Raw genomic sequence first — 19,983 nt, 5'->3', positions numbered from 1 at the left:
TTGTCGGGTTACGGCTGGAAGTAACGTCCCACTTGTTCGCGATATTCTTCCGGAACTTCGGAGCGCTCCACTCCGCCAATTTCTTGGGGTGCGACCTTCCCGAGGGCGCCGCTGCCCTTCTGATTCGCGGTCTCTCCGCCACCGGAGGCGTTCGAACGTCCGAGCGTCGCGCCGTGCAGGCCGCCGCCCTTGTTCCACTTGGTGTTGGCCTTCGAGCGCAGGTCGCCGCCTTCTACCCGATCGGTGCTGCCCTTGTGGTCGCCTTCGCCTTCGTCGTGTGTGCTACCGGGGCCGCCTTTGCCGTCGCCCTTGCCACCGTTCTTGCCCTTGCCAGGGCCGGGGTTGCCCTTGCCCTTGCCGTCGCCCTTGCCGTCACCGCCACCCGGCTTGCCTCCGTCACCAGGCTTTCCGCCCGGTACCGGAGCTGGAGCGCCAAGGCCCTTTTGCGCCTCGCCCCCGCCGCGATCCGCGTCGTCCAGCCCTTCCTGGCGCTTGGCGTCGCCGCTCCCCGGAGGCTGCCCGAGCTCCTTCAGGGCCTCTTCCAGCTTCTTTTGCGCTGCAGGGTCCTTGAGGGCGTCCGCCAGATCTTTCATTTGCTCGGGCGTCATCGCGTCGCCCTGGGCTTCCATTTGCTTGCCCAGGTTCTCTGCGAGCTGCTTCCGCTCTGCCTCGCTCATGCCCTCGAGCGCCTTGCCCAGTGCATCGGCCAGGCGTTTCCGTGCGGCAGGGTCCCCGCTGTCGCCAAACTCTTGCAGATCCTTCTTGGCTTCGGGTGAGAGCTTGCTGTCGAGCTGCTTGCCAAGTTCACGTAGCGCTTCGGCGCCCTTGCTGCGCTCTTCGAACAGCTTCTTTTGCTCCTCGAGTGACTTGGCGACGTCGTCCGCGCCTTTTTCTCGTGCCGCCTTTGCGGCCTCTTCCAAGGCCTTCTTCGCCGCGTCGCGATCAGCCTGTTCAGCCTGATTGGCGAGCTTCTGCATCTCCTTGTCGAACTGAGTGAGGTCGCCTTCGCCGAGGGCTTTTGCGGCGCTTTCTGTCTTCTTGTTTTGCTTGAGCTTGTTCAGCGCAGCTTCCAGGCCGGCGCGGTTCTTGGCGTCTCCATGCGCCATCTTCTCCGCCGCGATTTCGTCGCGTAGCTTGGCGATCCTAGCCAGCGCCTCGCGCTTCTCGAGGCCGTTCTTCAAGTCCTCTCGCAGCTTGCGAGCTTCCTTGGCGATCGCGTCCAGGCGCTTGCGCTGCTCAGCGTCCTTGGCGTCCAGCTTCTCGAGCTGGATGATCTTCTCGAGCCCCTTCAATTCCTCGACCTGCACCATCTCCGCTCCAGGTGGGGTTGGGGGGGAGGGGGGCTCTGGGGGCAACCCGATCGTGCTGAAGTAGGCGATGCCAATCGCTGCGAGCGGGGCCAAACCGTGGCGCTTCATCAAGAGCCGTGGCCGGGCGAGCTTGGGGTCAGACGTTTCGAGTTTCCGCGCGGCTTGCTTGACTACCAGCTCGCGTGCGATGTCGTTGCGCTCGGCCTCACTGCGTAGCTCGACCGCGGTGCTAATCACCTCGTGTCCAGTGAGACGAGCGTCCAGGAAGAGGGCAATGTCTCGATCGGACCAGCGCTTGCGCGTCGCCCAGGCAACCGCAACCACGACACCCACCAGCCCTAGCGCCGCAGCCCAAGGCCTCAGGGTGCTCTGGCGCAGCCACCAAGCGCCGCCCGCGACGACCACGCCGCCGAGGAGTCCGTATGCGAGGCCCGTCAAAGCGCGCGACATCAGCATGCGCCTGCGCACCTTCCCAGCCCAACGCTCGAAGCGGTCGTGAAACTGCTTCGGCTCGTTCCCGCCCTGGTTCTGCATGTCGCCCTATCTTACGTGCTCTCTCGCTAAAAGCCCTGGCATGACCAGGGGATTCCCCGAATTTTGCACCGGATCTGCGCTCCTTCGCCACATCCAGGCCGGGGCTCCGCTGAATTGACCCGTTGCCTCCGCCGATCGGCCCTGGGAGCGCTCGCGTGCCTCAGCGAAGTCGAAACCTCGCGTTTCCACGGGTGCGCCCGCGCACAATCCCTTCGATCGGCAGAATCGGAGCTGTTCCCACGCCAAACGCTCGCTAGACTTCACTCGGTGACTCGGGTCCTGGTCGTTGAAGACTACCCACCGCTGGCAACGGTGGTCGCGATTGCGCTGCGCCGCAGCACCGGACACGAGGTCGTACGCGTGGGGAGTGTTCAGCGCGCTGCCGCTGCGGTCACGGAGCACCCAGCCTTCGACGTGGTGGTCATGGACATCGACCTGCCCGATGGTTCGGGAGTCGAACTAGCGCGTCAGCTCTTGAGCAATGGGAGCGCGAAGACGTGCGTCTTCTTCACTGCGTCGCGTGACGACAAGTTGCGCAAGGACGCCCGGGCACTTGGGCCCGTGGTCGACAAGCTTGCGCCGATGTCGGAGTTGGTGCGTGTCGTGCTCGAGAACCTCGGAGCTCCGCGCGCCCCGGTGATCGCCGAAGCCGTCAACGGTGGTGGCGTCGCCGAGCCGGGGGTCCACAGCTCGGGCACTCGCCGGCGCTCCGACCGCTGATCGCGCACTCGTCGCGGGACCCCTGTCCGCGCTTGGCCTCCGCGCAGGTCTGGGGTAGCGACCTCCCAGCGTAGGGAGACGTGTACACGCTCCAAGCGCTGAAATCCCAAACATCAACCCCAGAGGTCTGCCATGAATCAAAAGGTCACCGTTCCGGAGCTCCGGCGCCGGAAGCAATCGGGTCCAAAGATCGCCATGCTCACGGCTTACGACGCGACTTTCGCGCGCTTGCTCGACGAAGGAGGTGCGGACGTCTTGCTCGTCGGCGACTCCTTGGGGATGGTGGTACAGGGCATGGGCAACACGCTGCCCGTGACCCTCGAGGAGATTTGCTACCACGGCCGTAGCGTTGCACGCGGCATTCAGCGCGCTCATCTCGTGCTCGACATGCCGTTCATGAGCTTCCAGGTCTCCAGCGAAAAGGCGCTGGAGGCCGCGGGTCGTCTCGTCAAGGAGGGTGCAGCGGAAGCCGTCAAGCTCGAGGGCGGACAAGTAGTCGCTGAATCGATCGCCCGAATCGTTTCCGCTGGGATACCGGTGATGGGGCACGTCGGCCTCACCCCCCAGTCCGTCCATGCCATGGGTGGCTTTCGCGTGCAGGGCAAGGGCGAGGATGCGGCGAGCCGGGTGCTCCAAGACGCCAAAGCCGTCGAGCAGGCGGGAGCGTACGCCATCGTGCTGGAGGGCCTGCCTGCTGACTTGGGGCGGCGCATCAGCGAGTCCGTCGACATCCCCACTATTGGAATTGGCGCGGGGCCCGACTGCGACGGCCAAGTGCTGGTTTGTTATGACTTTCTCGGGATGTTCGAGGATATCAAGCCCAAGTTCGTGAAGCGCTTCGCACAGCTGGGCAAGGAGATCCGTAGCGCGACCGAGGCCTACGTGAGCCAGGTTCGCGACGGTCAGTTCCCCGCGGAAGAGCACTGCTTCGGTATGGCGAAGCCCAGGACTTTGGGTGAACCCACGGGCGCTCTCAAGACGGTCCCCGATGCGGTGCCCGTTTATGGCCCCGCGAGTGACGAGACATGACGATCAAGGTAATCCACGGGATCGATGAGTTCCGCGCCGCATGTGATGACGTGCGGCGCGGCGGGCGCCTCGGACTCGTGCCGACGATGGGCGCCCTCCACCGTGGTCACTTGCGCCTGGTGGAGCGCGCGCGAGAACTCGCGGATGTGGTGGCCGTCACGATCTTCGTCAACCCCACGCAGTTCGGCCAGAACGAAGACCTCGACCGCTACCCCAGGGATCTAGCCGGGGACGTCGCGAAATGTGAGAGCGCCGGCGCGAGCTTGGTATTCGCGCCTGAAGTCACAGCGATGTATCCAGCGGGGGAGCGCACCCGCGTTCGCGTCAGTGGCCTCACCGAGGCGCTGTGTGGACGCTCGCGTCCGGTCCACTTCGAGGGCGTCACCACCATCGTGACCAAGCTGTTCGCGGTGGCCGGTCCCTGTACGGCCGTGTTTGGTCGCAAGGACTACCAGCAGCTGAAGGTGATCGAGCGCATGACTCGGGACTTGCTCCTCCCGGTGCGAGTCGTTGGCGAGCGCACGGTGCGGGAGCCAGATGGCCTGGCGCTTAGCTCACGCAACGCCTACCTCAGCGAAGAACAGCGCGAGTCTGCGCTTGGCATCGCGCGCGGCCTGTCGCGCGCGGTGCGAGCGCACCAGCGCGGAGAGCGCAGCGTGGGCGTGCTGGTGGACATGGTCGAGGGAAGCATTGCGGACTCGGGTCTAGAGCAAGACTACGTGACCCTGGCGGACGCAGACACGATCGCGCCGCTTTCCGTCAAGGAATCGTGCGGGGATCGCGCCGTCTTGGCGGTCGCGGCAAAGTGCGGTCAGACTCGCCTGATCGACAACGCGGTGTTGGGTGAAGACCCGGCGCCGATCGCGGAGGAAGCTTGAGTTCTTCACACGGCCTGCCTGGGCGCTTCATCGTTCTCGAAGGTATCGACGGTAGCGGCAGCACCACCCACACCAAGTTGCTTTCCAAAGCCCTGCGGAAAGACGGGCAAGACGTGCGCACGAGCTGTGAGCCGACGAGCGGACCCGTCGGTGGCCTGATTCGGCAGGTGCTGCAGCGGCGGCTGATGGTGGCCGATGGCGACACCGTGCGTCCCTTCGCGTGGTCGACGATGGCGCTGCTCTTCGCGGCGGACCGCCTGGATCACCTGGACTCGTTGATCCTGCCGGCGCTCCAGGACGGTGCGATCGTCATCAGCGATCGCTACGACTTATCGAGCCTTGCGTATCAGTCGGCGACTGCTCCGGGCGGGGCCGAAGTCGTGCCCTGGATCCGCGAGCTGAATGCGCGCGCGATGCGTCCGGATCTCACGATTGTCCTCGATGTATCCGCCGAGGTCGCGGAAGAGCGTCGAGGGCGCCGGGGAGGCGCCGAAGAGCTCTTCGAGAAGCGCGAGATCCAGGCTCGCCTCGCTCGGCTGTACCTGGAAGCCGAGGCGCTCCTGCCAGGAGACAAGCTGGTGCACGTGGCGGGTGATGGCGCGATTGATGAGACGGCGGTGCTGATCCGGGACGTCGTTCGGAGCGAGCTGCAGATCTAGGGGCCCGAAGCTCTCAAATTTTGGCCAACCCGGCGTTGCCATGGCAGGCCCGCTTGGATGCGTACGATCTTGCTGATGGCGTTGGGACTCTCAGTGGTTGGCTGCGGCGGCAGTGAGCCGGCGGCCGACTACCCCAAGGCGACTGCCCAGGCAGCGCCCGCCAAGGAGGCGAAGCCGCCGAAGGGTGCGCTGTGGCGCGAGTCCGTGGACGAGACGGTTGACCAGGGGCTGGGCTACTTCCTGCAGCGCGTCGATCTCGCACCAAGCTTCGACGCGAGCGGTCGCTTCCAGGGCTTTCGCATCGTCGAGCTGTACGGCGATGGCTTTTGGGACGATGTCGACTTGCGCCCTGGTGATGTCGTGCTGCGGGTCAACGGCAAGCCGATCGAGCGCGAGAACCAAGCGTTCGAGGTCTTTCAAGGCCTGAAGCAGGCGGAGAAGCTCGAAGTGCAGTACCTGCGACGGGGCGAACGCCGCAGCCTGAGCTATCGCATTATTCCGCGAGGATCCGTTGACGGTACCCCAAAGGCTCCGGTGACTCGCGACGCCGGCTCGAAGCAACCGACCACCGGCGCGAAGGCGCCAGCGACTCAACACAGCTAGGCCTGCTGGCACGGCGGTTCGCGGTCGGTGTCGCTTGAAACCGCCGCGCCTCACCCCCAAACCTGCAAGAACCCGCGGCTACCCCAAAGGACCTGCGCAGCACCCCCAACAGAGGGCACCCACGGCTGTCGCCAGCGTCACTCCGCTGCGGTGCGGATCACGCGGACGCGCGAGCGGACTTCGAAATCGAAGCGGATCTCGCCTTCGTCCAAGCCGTCGGAGGTGAACGGGACGCTGCGCACCCGGTGCAGCGCGACGCTGGCTTCGCTGCGAGTGGTGTCGAGGCCCATCGCCGAGTTCTGAAGCACACGCTGGGGAACGGACCCGCGCCCCGCGAGGTCGTCGAAGCCGCAAAGCAACGTTGAGACGCCGTCGGTCAGCTCGAACACCACCAGGTCGCGATAGTCGGGATCCTGGTCTTCGCCGGGTTCCCAGGCGACGGTCACCGTGTGGCTCAAGTCGAGGTTGTCCACCTCGCCGAGGTTCAGCCCTGTCATCCGCACCCCAGTAGGAGGGAGCGGCGCATCGGCCGTGATGTCCAGCGGCGGAAGTAGCGCTGAACCCGAAGAGGTGATGTGGTAACTCGCCGCCGCAGGCAGTGGGTCGGCCGCCTGATCCCGAGTGGAGTAGACCACACCGGAAACTAGGTCCTTTACCGTGGGGAAAGCACGCGGGGCGAGGAGCGTCGACTGGTCGGCGGCAGCCACCGTGACATCGCCGGCTTCCAAGAGCTCAACGCGACCGAGACCAGACAACGCGGGCTGGCTCTCAGCGTCTGCCTCGAAACACTGGCCAACATCGGGGAGTGCGTTGGTGAGTTGGAGCAACTCGAGTACGCGATCCGGGTTGGCGCTGGACACGTTGGCGAAGCGCGCGAGTGCATAGGCGCGTGCGCCGTCTGGCTCGAGCGTCGTGCTGCGCTCGATGCGCACGAGCCCGCGAGTGACGCCCAGCTCTTCGTTGGTCTCTCCCGCGTCGCTGGTCACCGATGCCGAGCAAGCGACGGCCGAGTACGCGACGCCAGCGAGGGCGAGCAGCTGAAGCTGGTTGAGGGACCAAGCACGCACGCCAGACAGGGTAGTACGACTACTGGTGGACGCTAGGTTTGTTCTGCAAATACGACGTGTTTTCCGTTCTGGGAGGATCCGCGAGGGCGTCGTGGCGTGAATGCCCTGGCCTGGCCTGAGGACAGGCTCACCGGTTGAGATCGCGGCGCTGCCAGTCGCGTCGTGTCGCACCTTCAGCCGCTGCTTCAGGGCTGACCTGCCAACGCCTGAAAAACTCAGCGGAAGGTGGCGTGATGGCGAGCCGATCGAGGACCTCTTGTGGATCGTCAACGATGCGGGCTGGCGTCTGGCCCACGGCGAGCTGAATGGTGAGCGCCGCTGTCTGAAGAGCCATTCGGGCCAGGGGGCCGCTCCCCACTGCGATGAACGCGTCGAGGTGCTTGAGTGGCATTCCAGGGCGCCGGGTTCGCTCGGTCCAGGCCTGACGCGCCTCCTTCGGCAGCTTGCGGATGGCCCGCCAATCGTGAAGCACACACAGCTTCGGGAAGTGCTTGTGTATGTCCCGCTCCAGCAGCTCATCCAGGATGTCGTGGAGTGAATGCACCATCTCTGGCTCCACGAACTCCGCGTTGAGCTGGGTCACGATCGCGGAGCCGTGAGGTGTGAGCCAGGTGTAGCCGTCCCTAATCGACCACTGCTCAGGCCAAGCGACGAAAGGCGGTCTAGGGGCGTACGGCACGGTGAGCACACGGTCGCTCGCGTAGCCCTGCTTAGGCAAGGCTTCCTCGCGCCATTCGTTGGTCGCCGTGCTCAAGAAGCGGCGGGAAGCGCATAGCGAGAGACCGACCTTCGGTGAGAAGGCCGGTCTAGTGAAGCGCGCTGTTCGCCGCTGGCTTTGCTTTCGGGCGCCGAGGTGGCCGCCTCAGGCGACTCAGGCGGTCTTGCGGAAGCGTGACGGGAACTCCCCAGAGTCCACGCGTCCCTTGAGCTCGCCGTCCTCGGGGTGCAGGCGCAACGCACGCTGGGCCAGCTCACCCTCGTCCTCCCGACGATTCGGGTCGGGCAAACAGCACTCCACCGGGCACACCGCCTGACACGCCTCATGATCGTAGAAACCCACGCACTCGGTGCACAGCTCGGGATCGATGACGTAGATCTCGTCGCCCTCGGAGATGGCCTCGTTGGGGCACTCGGGCTCGCAGGCGCCGCAGTTGATGCAGTCTTCGGTGATGTGAGTAGCCATGGATTGCTTTCGTGGTGGTGGACGCGCGTAGTTCTATGGAGCGTGAACGATACTGTCAACTCGTACCGTAGTGGCGAAGGGTCGCGGGTTCGTGAAAAAAAAGGCCAGCAAAAGCATGAGCGCTTTGGGGAAGATCCGGCTAGAAGACGGCGGCTCATGACTCGTGTGCGGACTTGGAGCTTGGTGGTGGCGTTGCTTGGCGCCGCGTGCTCGCCGGAGATCGGTGATGACTGCGTGGTTTCCACGGACTGCTCCAGCGTGGGGGACCGCCTGTGCGACACGAGTCAGCCCGGCGGCTACTGCACGATCTTCAACTGTGAGCCGGGGACCTGCCCCGACGACTCGGTCTGCGTTTCGTTTCACAACGCGCTCTCGGGGGCGTTCTGCGAGGCCGACAACGACCGTTTTCAGCGGCCTTTCTGCATGGCCCCTTGTAGCGGCGATGGCGACTGCCGAGGCGGGTACGGGTGTGTCGAAGTAGGCAGAGAGGGCAACTCGTACGGCGCTGTGGTGATCGAAGACGGCAAGACCACCGCGAAGGTCTGTCTGGCGAATCAATCCGTCGCGGAGCCCAACGGGGAGAGCCCAGCGATCTGCAGCGGTGAAAAAGGCGGCACCCCTCCGACTCCCCTGGCTGACGCGGGCACCTACGTGCCGGACGCATCCGCGAGCGGTGGGAGTGCTGGCATGTCCGCCGGAGGCAGTGCAGGCACGTCCGCCGGAGGCAGTGCTGGCACGTCCGCAGGAGGCAGTGCTGGCACGTCCGCCGGAGGCAGTGCTGGCACGTCTGCCGGAGGCAGTGCTGGAAGCGCGGGCGCTGCTGGTGGCGCAGGCGGGGCAAGCGGCGGTGCAGGCGGAGCTTCTGGGGCATCTGCCGGGGGTTCTTCCGGCGGGACATGAGCGGGCAAGGCGCGAGCCCGCGTGCGGGTGAGGCGCCCGACCCTGAAGAGCCTATTGGTTCCGCTCCGCCACCTTCAGAGGATGTTTCCTTAGGGAAAGACCCTGCGGGGACGGGGCCCTCGATGGCCGTCGCGCTAGTCGCCGCCCGAACGTTGGGGCGAGGGCTGGGAGCGCTCGGAGTGCTCCTCGTCCTGGCCTCTCTCGTGTTCCTGGCGCTGCGGCTCTTGCCCGGTGATCCTGCGGCTTTGATCCTTGGGGATACGGCGAGCGCTGCGGACCGTGCAGCTCTGCGTGGCAAGCTTGGCCTCGACTTGCCGCTCTGGCGGCAGTACCTCGAGTTCGTGTGGGGCCTCTTGCGCCTCGATCTGGGTGACTCCCTCGCGCGGCCTGGCGTGCCAGCGTTCTCGGAGGTTGGGCGCGCCCTGGGGCCGACGGCTGCCCTCGCTGGCACGGCGGTGGGGATGGGCAGTGTGCTTGGCACCGGCGCGGCGTTGCTGAGCGTCGGGCCCTGGTTGGGGCGCGGACGGGAGTGGGTGCATCGTGGAGTGCTCTTGGTAGCCGCCACGCCGCTGTTGGCGTTTGCGCCGCTCGTCACGTTCGTGCTTGCCGTGCGGTTACGCTGGGTGCCGTTGCCCGGCGACCCCGGAAGCGGGGCTTCCGGATTGCTGTTTGCGAGCGGACTCCTCGCGCTGCCACTGGCGGCTCAGGTGGCAAGGATTGGGCGCGCTGCGCTGCTCGACCAGGCGCGCGCGAAGTACCTCGATGTGGCTCACGCCAAGGGCGCTTCGCCGTGGCGCGTCTGGGTGGTGCACGCGCTGCCGGTCGCGTCGACGCCGATTTCCGTGGTCGTGGCCGCCCAGCTTGGCGCGCTGCTCGGTGGAGCCGTGGTGCTCGAGCGCCTGTTCGAGCGCCCAGGCCTTGGGAGCTTGATGCTCAACGCGTACGCGGCGCGGGACATCCCGGTGCTCGAAGCCTCGGTGGTCGCGGCGGGTCTACTGTTCGTCATCGCACAGTCCGCTGCCGGCTTGCTTCAAGCCGCAGTGGATCCGCGGGGAAGAACGTGAAACGACGGCGTCCGCTGGAGTTTTTGCCCCTCGCGCTGCTTGTGGTCTGTGTGAGCGGTATCGTATTCGGCGTGGGTGGGGAGCCGGCGCGCCTGCATTTGAGCCAGAGCTGGTCAGCGCCGAGCAGTGAGCACTGGCTCGGCTTCGGCGATGCGGGGGTCGACTTGGGGCTCCTGGCCGCCCATGCGACCTTTCGCGCGCTGGTGCTAGCTGCCATCGTGGCTTGCTTCGGCTTCGTCACCGGCACGGCGCTGGGTGCGAGCACGGGCCTGCGCGGCGGTGCCGTGGAGCGCTGGACGCTCCGCGCTTGCGATCTCGTGCAGTCTTTTCCCACCTTCCTCTTGGCTCTGGCGGTGCTCTCCGCGGTGCGCGTGCCGTCTCGCACACACATCGGGGTGGTCTTCTGTATCTCTGCTTGGGCTCCCTTTGCACGTCTGGCGCTCGCCCAGACGCGGACCCTGCGCGAGTCCCAGTTCGTGGAGGCGGCGCGCGCGCTTGGTTCGTCGAGTTTCCGTGTGGTTTTCCGCCACGTGGTCCCCAATCTGCTTGGTCCGGTCGCCGTGCAGCTCGGCACCGCCGCCGCCGGAGTCGTGATCGGGGAGACGGCGCTCGGCTTCGTTGGCCTCGGTCCTCCGGATGGCGTGAGCCTGGGTAGCCTGCTCGAGCAGGGCACCTTGGGCATGCTGAGGGCGCCTCATGTGTTGGCGGTGGGAGCGTTGAGCGTGCTGTGCGTGAGCGGCTCCCTCCAGCTGGCGAGCGAGGGCCTACGCCGACGCATCAACCAAGGGCTTTGATAAATGCTGTGCGGAAATTTTTAGAACCAGTAGATGAGCGCGAAGTAGAGCAAAAAGCGCGGGATCCGCAGCAGGGTCACCGGCCAGAAGCGCGAGTGCGGCATCCCCAGTAGTCCAGCCAAAATGCAGGTGATGGAGAACGGGATGGGGGTGAGGGCGGCCAGGGCGACGGCGCTTCTGCCGTAGCGCTCCACCAAGGCTTGGGGCTTGGCTCCCGCGCGCACCAGCACACGAGCGACGCGGGGCCAGCTCTGGATACGAGTGCCTAGCCAGTAGCCGGCGTTGCCTGCGACCGCACTCACCACGCCGAACAGCAGCACCAGGCTCCAAGCGTACGACCGCAGATCGCTCTTCGCCACGATGACCAGCACTACGTCCGGCGGAAACGGCGCGGTGAGGGAATCGCAGACGAAGACGATCAGGCATAGCCCCGGCACACCCAGCGCGCGGTGCAGCACATGGGCCGCGACGCTGAGTTGCTCCTTGAAGAGCACGCTGGCGAGACCAATCGCCCCAACGAAGATCACCAGCGCGATGAACGCCTTCCACAGGCTCGCGCGGACGTAGCTGTCCAGGGCGTCGTCTGGCGGTCGGGGGTGAGGGGTGCGCTCAGAGGGCGGCGCGTGCACCGCGGGACTCTGGAAGGAGGTCGCTTGGTTGGCAACTGGAGAAAGCAGATGCGGGTCACTTGCCCCGGGACGAGCGTCGGCTAACGTCAGCCCGTGCTCGGATTCCGCCCGCTTCCCAGAACGCTGAACGCCGCGGTTCGCGACGCGCGAGGCGCGAGCCGAGATCTGGTCAGGATTGAAGCGACCCGAGACCTGGCGCGCTACGCTGCCTCGGAAGATCCAGAGGAGCGCGAGCGCAGCACCCTGGCCCTGATCGAAGGGCTGAGCGACAAGGTCGCGGCGGTGCGCGGTGAGTCGGCGCTCGCGCTGGCCGATGCAAAGGCGGAAGGCGCTCGGGACGCGTTGCTCGAGTTGGTGCGGGACAGCAATCAACGCGTGCGACAGATGGCGCTGGTCGCGTTGGGAGAGCTCGCAGAGCCAGGTGATACAGCGGTGGCCAAGGAGCTGCGTCGAGCGTTCTCGAGTGACTCCCCGGAGCTGCGCTACCAAGCGGTGATCGCCCTCGCGCGCGTCGTGCCCGATGACGAAGCACCGCTGGTGTGTTGCCTCACGGATGACGACCCGCAGATCCGCTATATCGCCCTGCGGTTGTGCGAAGAACGCTACGATGAGCGCGAGTTGCCCCATCAGATCGCGCTCAGGGCCGAACGCGCGCTGAAGGACGACGACCTCCACGTGCGGGTCGCTGCGGCGATCTGGCTCTGCAAGCGCGGCGAAGCCGCTGCGGAGCGCGTGCTGGTCGAGGCGCTGAACAGCTTCAGCTCGAAGCTCTCTCCGGAGGACGAGATCGCGGCGGTCGACGCCGCTGGTACGAAGCGCCTCGAGGCTGCGCGCCCGGGCCTCGAACGGCGAGCATTCGGGCTCTTTGGCGGCCCAGCGGTTTGGCAGGCGCGCGTCGGTTTGGCGCTGATGGGTGATGGCAGAGCCAAGGAACGGCTGCTTCGAGGCCTCAAGTCGTGGAACCGAGACACCCGCACTCATGCCGTGGTGGCGATCGGTCGGGCGCGCCTCGAAGAGGCCCGGGCTCAGCTGGAGAGCTTGAAATCCAGCGGAACCGTCGAAGCCGCGACCGTGGACGACGCGCTCAGAGAAATCGCTCAGGGTGATCTCGAGTGAGCGACCCAGGGAGCGACCAGGCGTCGCTGGTTGAAGCCGCGCGGAAACGTTCGGCGGCCCCTCGCTGTCCGACTCACCCAGGGCCCCTGGTGGAGAGCTACTTCGCCAAGCTCAACTCTCCCGACGGCGAGCGTGCGCTGTGGCTCAAGCTCACGGCCGCCCGCCGGCCAGGTGCGGAGACGACGCTCGCGGAAGCCTGGGCAGTGGCGTTTCGGCGCGGGCACCCGCCGCGTGCGACCAAGCAAGCCTGGCAACTGCGGGAGCCCGAGCTTCGGCAGGCATTCCGACGCGGCTCGCAGATCCAGCTCGGCCAGTGCGAGCTGAGTGAAGTCGGCTTGCGGGGGGCGCTGCCGCTAGGCGACAGCGGCTCGCTGGCGCTCAGCTGGGAGCTTCGCTTCGCCGCGGGTGAGCTGAACGAGCCGCTGTTCCCGCTGCCCGCAGCCTTATACGGGGATGCTCTGCCGACCGGCAAACTGGTCAGCCACCAGCCGGATCTGCGCTTCAATGGCGAGTACGAAGTCGCTGGCGAGCGCGTCGTGGTGAGCGGCTGGCGAGGCATGTTGGGGCACAACTGGTCCCGTCGTCACACGCCGACCTACGCCTGGTTTCACTGCAATCAGTTCCGTAGGGAAGAAGACGGGGCGTCGCTCGACTGTGTGCTGGAGGCGGTGAGCGCGCCGCTGCTCGCGGGGCGCCGAGTGGGGAGCGCGGTGCTGCGCTTCAAGGGCCTGAGTATTCCTTTTGGGTTCCTCGACTGGCAGCGGAAAGTGGAGGCGCGCTCGCCGTCCTCTTGGGTGTTCTCCGCGCGTCGATCCGGTGCGGCGCTGCGGGTCGAGGTGCAGGCGCTCGAGTCAGAGACGGCGGGGCTGCGCTACGACAACCCTACGGGGGGCGGCGTCGACTGCCTGAACTCGAAGCTCGCCAAGGTGCGCGTGGTGCTCGAGCGACCGAACGCTGACGCGCTGTGCCTAGTGAGCGACTCCGGCGCCTTGGAGCATGGCCACGTCGGCGCACACCCGGTCAGGATGTTGCTTTAAGCCTGAAGCATGGGGGCATGCGGTGGGCCTCACCCCCGAAAAATCCGGCATTCGCGCCAGTTGCACTGACGAAGCCGAACTATAGCGCGGGGCTGGGCTCCGGGCGTTCGCTGGCCTCGCCAGGGCTGTCGCGGTCGTGTTAACAGAGCGGACAGAATGACCACGAATCCTGCTCTGGGTCTGTTTCGTGTGCTGGAAGATGACGGCACGGTTCGCGCTGAGCCCAGCCTGAGCCAGGAGCAGCTGCTCGGGATGTACCGTCACATGCGCAACATTCGCAGCATGGAGACGCGCATGGTGATGCTGCAGCGCCAAGGGCGTATCGGCTTCTATGGCTCGTGCGCCGGTCAAGAGGCACCGCCCATCGCCACCGCGTTTGCTACGGACCCCAAGGACTGGGTGTTCCCTGCGCTGCGTGAGAGCGCGATCATGCTGGTGAGGGGATTTCCGCTCGTAAAATACTTGGCGCAGGTCTACGGCAACTCCCTCGATGTGCTCAAGGGCCGGCAGATGCCGAGTCATATGAGCGCGCGTGAGGTGAATCAGGTGTCGTGGTCGAGTTGCATCGGTCCGCAGATCCCCCAGGCGATGGGCGCGGCGTGGGCAGCGAAGATCAAAGGCGACCCCGTCGTTGCCGTGGGGTTCATGGGAGACGGCGCGACGAGTCAGCCGGACTTCCACAACGCGCTGAACTTTGCCGGCGTTTTCAAGGTGCCCGCGGTGATGATCTGCCAGAACAACCACTGGTCGATCAGCGTGCCGACAGAGCGGCAGACGGCGAGCCAGACCATCGCGGTGAAGGCGCAGGCTTACGGCCTGCCCGGCGTGCGCGTCGACGGAAACGACATCCTCGCTTGCTATCAGGTGATCCACGAGGCGGTGGAGCGCGCTCGAAGTGGCGGCGGACCGACGTTCGTCGAGTGCGTCACCTATCGCATGGGCGCGCACTCCACGAGCGACGACCCAACGCGCTATCGGTCCGACGAAGAGGTCGCGGAGTGGGCGAAGAAGGATCCCGTCGAGCGCCTGCGTCGCTATTTGGTGGGCCGCGGCTTGGTCGACGACGCGTTTGATCAGCGCTTGGAGCAGGAGTTCGGAGCGGAGCTCTCAGCGGCGATTGAGCAGGTGGAAGCCGCAGGTCCGCCGGACCCCGAGACGATCTTCGAGGACGTGTACGCGTCGCGCCCGTGGCACCTCGAAGAGCAGCTCGAGGAGCTGCGCGCGGCCGGTCCCGCGCCGAAGCAGCACTGACGCGCCAGCGCTTGCTCCCCGCAGCGCTTGCCACTAACAACGCCGCATGACTGACGCGGCGAAAGAGTTCGACGTAATCGTGATCGGCGGCGGCCCGGGTGGTTACCCGTGTGCGATTCGTTTGGGCCAGCTTGGGCTCAACGTGGCCTGCGTCGAAGAGGAAGAGTACGGCGGCGTGTGCCTGAACTGGGGCTGCGTGCCGAGCAAGGCGCTGATCGCGAACGCGCACCTCTACGAGAAGGCGCTCGCTGGCGCCGAGGTCGGCATCAAGGTGAGCGGCGTCGAGCTCGACGTGAACACGATGCAAGACTGGAAGAATGGCATCGTCAAGAAGCTCACCGGCGGCGTGCGCGGGTTGCTCAAAGCCAACAAGGCAACAGCCATCGGCGGTACCGCGCGGATCACGTCGAAGAACACCGTCGAGGTCACGAGCTCCGGTGGCAAGCAGACCCTCACGGCCAAAAAAGCCATCGTGGTCGCCACCGGCTCCGCCACGATTCAGATCCCCGGCTTCGAGTTCGACGGCAAGCAGATCATCGGTGCCCGCGAGGCCGTCAGCCTGCGGGAGATCCCGAAGCGGCTAGTCGTGATCGGCGGCGGCGTGATCGGCTGCGAGCTTGGCATGGTCTACCAGAAGTTCGGCGCCGAGCTGACCATCGTGGAGCTGACCCCGAGCATCCTTCCGGGTACCGACCCCGAGTGCACCAAGGTGGTCGAACGCAAGATCAAGAAGCACGGCGGCAAGGTGCTGACAGGCGTCAAGGCAGAGGGCTTCACCCGCCGCGCCGACGGCACGATTGAAGTCAAGGTGAGTGGCGAGGGTGGCATTCAAGAGCTGCTGGAGTGCGACACCGTGCTCGTTGCCGTGGGGATGCGCCCGCGCTCGAAGGGCATCGGTCTCGAGGAGCTAGGCGTCCAGATCGACAAGCGCGGCTTCGTGATGACCAATGACGTGTGCCAGACGAACGTCGAGGGGATCTACGCCATCGGCGATGTGAGCGGCCCGCCCATGCTCGCGCACAAGGCCACCAAGGAGGGCGAGGTTTGCGCCGAGGTCATCGCGGGCAAGCGCGCTGGCAAGGACTGGGTGACCGTTCCGTCGATCATCTTCACGGACCCCGAGATCGCGAGCGTCGGACTTACCGAAGCCGAGGCCAAGGAGCAGGGGCTGAAGGTCAAGGCCGGCAAGTTCCCGTTCGCCGCCCTGGCTCGGGCGATGAGCATCCGGGAGACCGACGGCTTCACCAAGGTGGTGCTGGACGAAGATACGGGGCGGGTCGTGGGGATCCACATCTGTGGGCCCAACGCCAGCGATCTCATCAGCGAAGGCGCGCTAGCCTTGGAGATGGTGGCGACCGCCGAGGACATGGGCCTGACGATTCATCCTCACCCGACCCTCGGCGAAGCCATGATGGAAGCCGCCCAGGCGGCGCTCGGCCACGCGATCCACATCGTCAACCGCTGAATCCCTGCCGAGGACTGTGGACCCGCCCTGAGGGCGGTGGCATGGTTTTGCTCATGGGGATTTTCGACCGCATGGGGAAGGTGATCTCCAGCAACTTCAACTCGTTGCTGGATAGCGCCGACGACCCGTCCAAGTCCGTGGACCTCACGCTGGGCGAGATGCGCGACCAGGTGCGCGCGGCACGCCAAGAGGTGGTGAGCAGCGTCGCCGCCGAGAAGCAGCTGCGACGCAAGGTCGAAGAGTTGGACGCGGAGATCGCCAAGTGGGAGAAGCGCGCTGAGCTTGCGGTGAAGCACTCCGATGACGTCCTGGCGCGTGAGGCGCTGGTGCAGAAGAAGCGCCTCTCGGGAGAGCGTGATCGCGCCGAGGGGCTGCGCGCTCAGCAGCGCACCAACGCCCTCGAGATGAAGGCGGAGCTCGAGCGCATGGAAGCCAAGCTCGAAGAGGTCACTGCGAAGAAGGCGCAGATCGTCGCCCGCGCCGAGCAAGCTCGCGCAGCGCAGATGGGTCAGGCGTCGACCAAGGGCGGCGTCGGCGGTGGGGCGTTCGAAGAGTTCCGCCGCATGGAGGATCAACTCGAGGCGGTTGAAGCCACCGTCGCGGCCCAGCGCGAAGTGGAGGCTGCGTTGGCGCCCAGCCTGGGCCCCGGTGGCATGACCAAAGACGAAGTGGAGGCGAAGTTCCGGGCGCTCGAAGCCGGCACCAAGTCTCCGAGTGGCGGCGTGACGAGCGAGGTCGATGAAGAGCTCGCGCAGCTCAAGAAGCGTATTCGCGTGGATACATGAGGCGCTGCCCGGTCTGAATTCTCCCCATCATGTCGGAACGCATCATCGTTTGCTTCTACTCCAAGCGAGTGAAGGTTCGGTTGCCAGAACAGGCAAACCACCTGCAAACGGCGCGCGCGTTGACCAAGCGGGCGGCAGCTCGCGGTGGCAACGTGGTGGCTTGGGGCGCGCGCTCCCTGGCGTTCGACTTCGATTTCGACGCGGCGGAAGATGCGATCGAGTTCGCTAGCGACGAAGTCTCAGGAGATCCTCTGCCATTTGGCGTCGGCATCGCCCAGGGCGAGCAAGAGCCCATCGACGAGATGGTCGCAGGCTACACGCTCTCCTGGGGGCCGGCCCTTGTCCGTGCGGAAGCACTGGCAAGAATAGCCCGCGAAGGCGAAGTGCTCGTGGAGCCAAACTTCGACCCCATCCGCACCGGGGACCTGTTGACGCGCGGTAGGCGACTGCGAGCCCTCGGTAAGGAGCGCGTCCGGGGTCTGTTGCTCGACACGAACCACCCGTGGCGCGGTGATCTCGCGGCGATGGTCAGCGAGCTGATGACGCCGCTCTTGATTGGGCGCCCGCAGCTCGGTGAGATGTTGGTGCCGGCGGGCAACCTCGGTATCGTGCGGGCGGCGCGGGGGATGGGTGGTAGTCGGTTCCTCGGGGAACTGGCCAGGACGCTGGAGCCCGGGCGGGTCTTGCGTTTGTCGCCCAGCCTGATGGGTGAGCCCTTTGGGGCGCTCCGGCGCGGCCTGTTGAAGGCTCGTTCGCGGGGCCAAGCGCCCGCAGTGCTCGAGGGAACCCACGCAGAGTCCCTCGAGAGCTTGCTTGGGGGTGAGGGCCTAGACCTCGACTCCTGCGCTGGGCTACTACGGGCCTGGCTCAAGCCTGCATCGGAGCGTGGGCCCAGCGGGGCGATGTTGCTCGACGACGTTCACGACATCGACAGCGACACCCTGGAGGCGATCCGCGTGGCCATCGAAGACACGCCATTTCGCTTGATCGTGCGGGCGCACCCCGAAGCCAAGATGCCGGGACCGCTCGCCGACCTGAACGTGGTGGTGGAAGCCAAGCTGCGCGCGCTCGAGGGCAGGGAAGCCATCGATTTGGCGCGTGCCTGGTTGAATGGGGAGCTCGACGATGACCTGGCTGAGCGCTTCGCGAAGCTTGGGCGCGGGGAGCCGCTTGCGGTGTCTGAGGCGCTGGCGGAGGCGCTCGAGGCTGGCGAGCTGGTTTGGGAGGATCATCGCGCGGTATCGCGCCGGCGCCGCGCCGGTAGGGGTGAGCCCCAGCCTGCGGACTTTTGGATCGCCGGGCGGGCGCGTCATCTCGAGGCCGGGCCCCGCGCGGTGTTGTTCGGCCTGGCGGTGCTGGGCGGTGAAGCGGATGCTGGCGATGTGCGCGCGCTCGTGGAGCGCGCGAGCGACGTAACGATCGAGTTCGACAAGGTGGTGCGGGCACTCGAGGCGAGCCGCTGGCTGCGTCGCCCCTCGCCAGAGCTCTTGTGTCTTCCGAGCGCGAGTCACCGGGAGGCGATCGCCGGAGAGCTGAGCTCGGCGCGCGTTGCCGCGTGGCATCGCGCGGCGGCCGTGGTGCTCGCCAACAACAACCGGCCCTTGTGTGCGGCTAGCGCCGCCGCTCACGCGATGCTCGGCGGCGACTTCGAGAGCGCGGCGCGCATGGCTCGCCGCGCGGCGGCTTCGGCCCGCGCTGTGGACCTGGGCGACACGGCGGACGCCCTGGACACTTTCTGCGACACCAAGGATCCGAGCCTGCTGAGTGGTCGTGGGCTGTCGACCAGCGTCTTCCCGGTGGATCTGTTTGGTGAAGAGCAGCGCATTCCCATGAGCGCGCTCCCGTCGGATTCCCGCCCGCCGCCACCGCCCCAGATCCCGCGTCCGCCCAAGCTGCCTGCGCGCATCGCGTCGCCGAAGCTGCCCGGTTCCGATGTGCTGGCGTTCGCTGCCGCTGGGCCGCTCTCGGCGCCGGGCGTCAGGAGGCCCGCTGCGCCTGGCGTCAAGCGCCCAGGGCCGCCGCCGCTGCCTCCCCGCGCGAGCCAGCAGATGAACGCGCAGAAGCCGATTTCCATCATCCCGGATGAGGAGCTGGAGCTTTCCGCAGAGGAGCCCACGACGGGGGTCCGCAACGAACTGACCCTGAAGGCGACGGAGCTGATTCGCAGGGGAGACTGGGCAGCGGTGTCCAAGCTCACGAGTGATCTGCGGGCGCAGAAGCGTCACCTTGGCTTGGCCGACCGCCTGGATGCGTTGGTGAAGCTGGGCCAAGGAGACGCGCTCGAGGCGTTGGGATCGCTCCGCAGAGCCGCCGAGTCGGCGACCAACCAGGCCAACGGAGATCGTTGCCGCGCGGCACTAGCTCACGCCATCGGCCTGGGCGCTGCAGGCCGCGGCGCCGAAGCGTTGCTCGAGGCGCTCAGTGGCCTGGCGTATGCGCGGGAGTCTGAAGATCGCCGCGGCGAGCTTGCCTGTACCCGATTCATTGCCCAGCTCACGGAGACTGCGGGGCACGCGGGGAGTGGGGCGCGCTGGATGGATGTTGTGAAGCGGATTCAGGAGTAGGGGCAGGGACTGGGTCCGGGGCGGGGACTGGGTCCGGGGTAGGGACGGCGCGTGGGTCAGGGGCAGCGGCGGCGTCGGCGGCTGTGAGTGGATCGCGGGCGCGGTGCGCTTTGCGCGGCCGCTCTCGGGATCGTCTTGCCGGCCGGTTTCTTTTGGCTGTTGGGTTTTGGCGATCGCGGCGCGCTTTGCGCGGCCGCTGCTGGTGGGTCTTGGCGGTTGGTTTTTGGGGCTGTCGGATTTGCGTGATCGCGGCGCGCTTTGCGCGGCCGCTGCTGGTGGGTCTTGGCGGTTGGTTTTGCGTTCGGCTTTGGGCAAGCGCGTGCCAGGCTTCGCCTGTCACTGGCGCTTGCTGCGTTTCCGCGGGGTTTTTGTGCCACCCTGCCTTGGGCCCAGGC

General features: G+C 66.4%; 19 protein-coding genes. 14 read left to right on the top strand and 5 right to left on the bottom strand.

Annotated elements, in window-relative coordinates; genetic code table 11:
• Positions 1-8: 8 nt before the first annotated feature.
• On the bottom strand, positions 9-1,844 hold the full coding sequence (locus H6718_00415; protein MCB9583825.1) for a hypothetical protein: 1,836 nt from the start codon (positions 1,842-1,844) through the stop codon (positions 9-11).
• A 267-nt stretch (positions 1,845-2,111) separates the two neighbouring features.
• On the opposite strand from H6718_00415, the gene H6718_00410 reads away from it, so the two are divergent.
• The 5 genes from H6718_00410 (at position 2,112) to H6718_00390 (ending at position 5,733) form a co-directional block, all read left to right on the top strand.
• A complete protein-coding gene (locus tag H6718_00410; GenBank protein MCB9583824.1) occupies positions 2,112-2,564 on the top strand; it encodes a response regulator in 453 nt (150 codons plus the stop codon).
• A 132-nt stretch (positions 2,565-2,696) separates the two neighbouring features.
• On the top strand, positions 2,697-3,593 hold the full coding sequence (gene panB, locus H6718_00405) for a 3-methyl-2-oxobutanoate hydroxymethyltransferase (protein MCB9583823.1): 897 nt from the start codon (positions 2,697-2,699) through the stop codon (positions 3,591-3,593).
• Positions 3,590-4,471, top strand: a complete 882-nt coding sequence (locus tag H6718_00400) for a pantoate--beta-alanine ligase (protein MCB9583822.1) — start codon at positions 3,590-3,592, stop codon at positions 4,469-4,471. Before panB ends, H6718_00400 begins: the two co-directional genes overlap by 4 nt.
• Positions 4,472-4,500: 29 nt before the next feature.
• Entirely contained in the window at positions 4,501-5,130 is a 630-nt protein-coding gene (tmk, locus tag H6718_00395; protein MCB9583821.1) for a dTMP kinase, read from the top strand.
• Between the two features lie 57 nt (positions 5,131-5,187).
• Entirely contained in the window at positions 5,188-5,733 is a 546-nt protein-coding gene (locus tag H6718_00390) for a hypothetical protein (GenBank protein MCB9583820.1), read from the top strand.
• A 137-nt stretch (positions 5,734-5,870) separates the two neighbouring features.
• On the opposite strand, the gene H6718_00385 is transcribed toward H6718_00390, so the two are convergent.
• The 3 genes from H6718_00385 to H6718_00375 form a co-directional block, all read right to left on the bottom strand.
• Positions 5,871-6,800 (bottom strand): hypothetical protein, encoded by a 930-nt coding sequence (locus H6718_00385; GenBank protein ID MCB9583819.1) that lies wholly within the window; start codon positions 6,798-6,800, stop codon positions 5,871-5,873.
• A gap of 127 nt (positions 6,801-6,927) precedes the next feature.
• The gene (locus tag H6718_00380; protein ID MCB9583818.1) at positions 6,928-7,554 is read right to left on the bottom strand and encodes a hypothetical protein; all 627 of its coding nucleotides are present in this window, start codon (positions 7,552-7,554) and stop codon (positions 6,928-6,930) included.
• A 117-nt stretch (positions 7,555-7,671) separates the two neighbouring features.
• A complete protein-coding gene (locus H6718_00375) occupies positions 7,672-7,983 on the bottom strand; it encodes a YfhL family 4Fe-4S dicluster ferredoxin (GenBank protein ID MCB9583817.1) in 312 nt (103 codons plus the stop codon).
• A gap of 156 nt (positions 7,984-8,139) precedes the next feature.
• On the opposite strand from H6718_00375, the gene H6718_00370 reads away from it, so the two are divergent.
• The 3 genes from H6718_00370 to H6718_00360 all read left to right on the top strand — a co-directional run bounded on the left by H6718_00370 (position 8,140) and on the right by H6718_00360 (position 10,741).
• Positions 8,140-8,883 (top strand): hypothetical protein, encoded by a 744-nt coding sequence (locus H6718_00370; protein MCB9583816.1) that lies wholly within the window; start codon positions 8,140-8,142, stop codon positions 8,881-8,883.
• A 122-nt stretch (positions 8,884-9,005) separates the two neighbouring features.
• Positions 9,006-9,947, top strand: coding sequence for an ABC transporter permease (locus H6718_00365; protein MCB9583815.1), 942 nt, complete (start codon positions 9,006-9,008; stop codon positions 9,945-9,947).
• On the top strand, positions 9,944-10,741 hold the full coding sequence (locus H6718_00360; GenBank protein MCB9583814.1) for an ABC transporter permease: 798 nt from the start codon (positions 9,944-9,946) through the stop codon (positions 10,739-10,741). Before H6718_00365 ends, H6718_00360 begins: the two co-directional genes overlap by 4 nt.
• A 20-nt stretch (positions 10,742-10,761) precedes the next feature.
• Here the strand turns inward: H6718_00360 and H6718_00355 are convergent, their stop codons facing one another.
• Positions 10,762-11,370 carry a VTT domain-containing protein gene (locus H6718_00355; protein MCB9583813.1) on the bottom strand — a complete coding sequence of 203 codons (609 nt, stop codon included), beginning with the start codon at positions 11,368-11,370 and terminating at the stop codon, positions 10,762-10,764.
• A 93-nt stretch (positions 11,371-11,463) separates the two neighbouring features.
• Here H6718_00355 and H6718_00350 point away from each other — a divergent pair, with 93 nt between their 5' ends.
• From H6718_00350 to H6718_00325, 6 genes are all read left to right on the top strand, one after another.
• Complete coding sequence (locus tag H6718_00350; GenBank protein MCB9583812.1) at positions 11,464-12,486, top strand: HEAT repeat domain-containing protein; 1,023 nt, start codon at positions 11,464-11,466, stop codon at positions 12,484-12,486.
• Positions 12,483-13,523, top strand: coding sequence for a hypothetical protein (locus tag H6718_00345; protein MCB9583811.1), 1,041 nt, complete (start codon positions 12,483-12,485; stop codon positions 13,521-13,523). The genes H6718_00350 and H6718_00345 overlap by 4 nt, the downstream gene beginning before the upstream one ends.
• A gap of 156 nt (positions 13,524-13,679) precedes the next feature.
• Entirely contained in the window at positions 13,680-14,774 is a 1,095-nt protein-coding gene (pdhA, locus tag H6718_00340) for a pyruvate dehydrogenase (acetyl-transferring) E1 component subunit alpha (protein MCB9583810.1), read from the top strand.
• Between the two features lie 46 nt (positions 14,775-14,820).
• A complete protein-coding gene (gene lpdA / locus H6718_00335) occupies positions 14,821-16,239 on the top strand; it encodes a dihydrolipoyl dehydrogenase (GenBank protein ID MCB9583809.1) in 1,419 nt (472 codons plus the stop codon).
• 53 nt (positions 16,240-16,292) lie between these two features.
• Positions 16,293-17,024 (top strand): PspA/IM30 family protein, encoded by a 732-nt coding sequence (locus H6718_00330; GenBank protein MCB9583808.1) that lies wholly within the window; start codon positions 16,293-16,295, stop codon positions 17,022-17,024.
• A gap of 29 nt (positions 17,025-17,053) precedes the next feature.
• On the top strand, positions 17,054-19,588 hold the full coding sequence (locus H6718_00325; GenBank protein ID MCB9583807.1) for a hypothetical protein: 2,535 nt from the start codon (positions 17,054-17,056) through the stop codon (positions 19,586-19,588).
• Positions 19,589-19,983: the final 395 nt, after the last annotated feature.

The sequence above is a fragment of the Polyangiaceae bacterium genome (assembly GCA_020633205.1).
Classification (GTDB): domain Bacteria; phylum Myxococcota_A; class Polyangia; order Polyangiales; family Polyangiaceae; genus JAHBVY01.
Note: the sequence above shows the minus strand (reverse complement) of the source record. Positions and strands in the feature narration are given on the sequence as shown.